This window comes from uncultured Campylobacter sp. (genome assembly GCF_937981295.1).
GTDB lineage: Bacteria > Campylobacterota > Campylobacteria > Campylobacterales > Campylobacteraceae > Campylobacter_B.
Genome location: NZ_CALJPC010000099.1, coordinates 1 through 2612, shown reverse-complemented (window position 1 = coordinate 2612; position 2612 = coordinate 1). Strand labels below are relative to the sequence as shown.

General features: G+C 51.1%; 2 protein-coding genes. One reads left to right on the top strand and one right to left on the bottom strand.

All coding sequences use genetic code 11. From position 1 onward, the window contains the following. Nucleotides 1-229: 229 nt before the first annotated feature. The gene (locus Q0135_RS10620; protein ID WP_297990363.1) at nucleotides 230-649 is read right to left on the bottom strand and encodes an acyl-CoA thioesterase; all 420 of its coding nucleotides are present in this window, start codon (nucleotides 647-649) and stop codon (nucleotides 230-232) included. 185 nt (nucleotides 650-834) lie between these two features. Here Q0135_RS10620 and ciaB point away from each other — a divergent pair. Continuing rightward, the coding region (gene ciaB, locus Q0135_RS10615) for an invasion protein CiaB (RefSeq protein ID WP_297990362.1) at nucleotides 835-2612 on the top strand (1778 nt) is incomplete at its 3' end.

Sequence of the window (2612 nt, the reverse complement as noted above, 5' to 3'; positions counted from 1 at the left end):
AAAATTCTAAAATTCTAAAATTCTAAAATTCTAAAATTCTAAAATTCTAAAATTCTAAAATTTTGTCTGCGAGGTTTTCTACCAAAATACTGCACAGCAAAATTCCGCGCTTGAAATTATAAAATTTTACGCAGCAAATTCTGCACACCAAGCTTATCCCACATAAGAATTTTCGCGTTATAAGCTTGATGCTAAAATTCCTTGAGCCGAAACTAAAGTCTGAGAAATTTTAAAATCCGTGCAGCCGCTTAATCTCTGCGCTGATAGGCTTTTTTTGGCCTGATTTGGTCACACTTACATAGGTTGCGATCGCGCTGGTTACGTGCAAGCACTCGCGAAATCCGTCCTCGCCCAGCCGCAGCGCTGCGACCTCGATCTGCACGCGGATAGAGGTATTTCCCACGCTTAGTACTTTTGCGTAGCAGCTGATGACATCGCCGATAAATACGGGCTGCTTGAAAGTTACCTCCTGCATCGAGATCGTCACGACCCGCTCGGGCGCTATCTCGCGCGCCGCCGTCGCGCCCGCTAAATCGATCTGGCTAAGTATCCAGCCGCCGAAAATATTGCCCGAGCTATTCGTGTCCTTAGGCAGCGCTACGACCTTGATGCGCGGCTCGCCGAAATCGTCTAAGTTTAAATCGCTCATTTTTACTCCTTAAATTTAAAAATCTCGCATTTTAACCGCGCAAATTTAACACTTTTTCGATACAATCGGCAAAAATCTATGCCGAAATTTTAAAATTTTAAGCGAGCGTGAGGATAGAATTTTGCTCTCAAAGCAGACACATTCCGCTCGCAAAAAGACGATAAAAACGACAAAAAGGGTACGCGATGAACGATTTTGTAAAACTTAGCGAGATGGCGGCGAGCGCTAAGGCGCGACTAAACGCCCTCTACGACGAGCCGCACGCCGAGCTGATCACGCGCGGGCTAGAAATTTGCGGCTTTGAGTCTGGCGATACTGCGCGCATCGCCGTGCTGCGCCGAATCGTTGATCTCAAAGAGGATCCGCTGCTGCAGGAATTTCGCCGCTTAGGCTACGATGAGGCGCGGCAGCGTGAGCTAAAAAGCAAAATGTATGATTTCACGCGCGAAATACACGAAGGCATGCACGCAGCTCTCATCGCCGAGGCAGGCGCGCGGGGGATTTTGCAGCCGTTTTATCTGGAGCTTTTAAAGGGCATCCACCGCATCGGGCTCGTGCTAAGCGATATGCAAAAAAGCTGGCAAGCCCTAATTATCGAAGGCACGAACAAGCGCTTGGAAAAGGAATTTAGCTCGCTTGCGCAGGCGAAGGAATTTTTGCTGCAAGAGGAGCTGTTTATGCGCACGCCTCACGGCGAGATCTGCGAGCGCTGCTACGGCGCGATAGTACAGCGTGACGGCAAATCCCAAATGGTTCCCTACGCCGTGGTCTTTGCGGATGAGACGGCAAAGCTGCAGAGCGAATTTAGCGATCTTTTGGAGCGTTTGGTGACGCTAGCAGAAGATGAGAGCGAGCTAGCTTACGTCGCGTATCTGTCCAAGCTCAAGCAGGCCTTTTGCGAGAGGGACGCTAACGCGGTAATCGGCGCGTGGCGGGATGCGGAGATCGCGTGGATGGATATAAAAACGCCGCTTCAAATCGGGCATCCGCTCGAATACTACGAGGACGCCTATACGCATGCAGTCGCGCTGGAATGGGACGTCAGGCTTGCAGGCGCGTATGAGTTCAGCGCGAAGGAATTTAAAGCGCGTGTAAGCGAGAGCTTTGAGCGCGCATATGAAAAAATCGGCGCCGATAACGCCGTCATGCACTCGCTCGTGCTCTCAAATATCGCCAAAACCCAGCTTTACGTCTGCGCGCCGTTGATCTACTACGGCGCCGATCTGAACGGGCTCTTTTCGGCGCAGGTCGTGCCAAACGACGAGTTCGTAAGCACCAACTGCGGCAAGAAAATTTTCGCCTTCGTAAATTTCGTCTATGAAAGCGCCAAGGCTAGACCTTTTATGCGGCTAAGCAGCGAAATTTTTACTCTCGATTATCTAAATTTCGGGCGCGAAATTTTATTTAAAAAGCCGCAAATTTGGCGCCGCGTCTACGAAATATCGACGATCGGACATGAGTTCGGGCATATATTTTTCATCGACGCGGACACCGAGGCGCGCATGAACCGCTCGGGGCTTTTTAAGCTCATCGAGGAGTACAAGGCGACCACCGGCGGGCTCGTGAGCTTCTTTTTCCATGAGGAGGAGTTTTGCCTGCCGGTGCTAGATGAGCTGATCCGCCGCGCCGTGGGGCTCATCGCGTGGCAGCGAGTGGAGGAGCTTAAGCCTTACTACTGCGAGGCTTTGATACATCTGAGCTTGCTTTTTGCATCGGGCGTTTTGAAATTTGACGGCATACGGCTGGCAGTTAAATTTGACCGCGCAGGCTATGAGAGCTTCAAGGCCGCGTGCTTGCAGAACTACGAGGAGCTGGCGCGGCTTTATTGCGACAAAAAGGACGCGGCGGAATTTTTATCGCGCTTTGCGGAGCTTAGTGGCGGCGTGTATCTGCCGCGCGAGGCGCAGGTGCGGGAGTTTGTGGAGTTTTACTACTCGCGCTACGAAGCGATCGGCAACGAAAC

Coding starts and splice junctions, on each gene's coding strand:
- Q0135_RS10620 (WP_297990363.1), bottom strand. CDS start 649: ATGAGCGATTTAAACTTAGACGATTTCGGCGAGCCGCGCATCAAGGTC.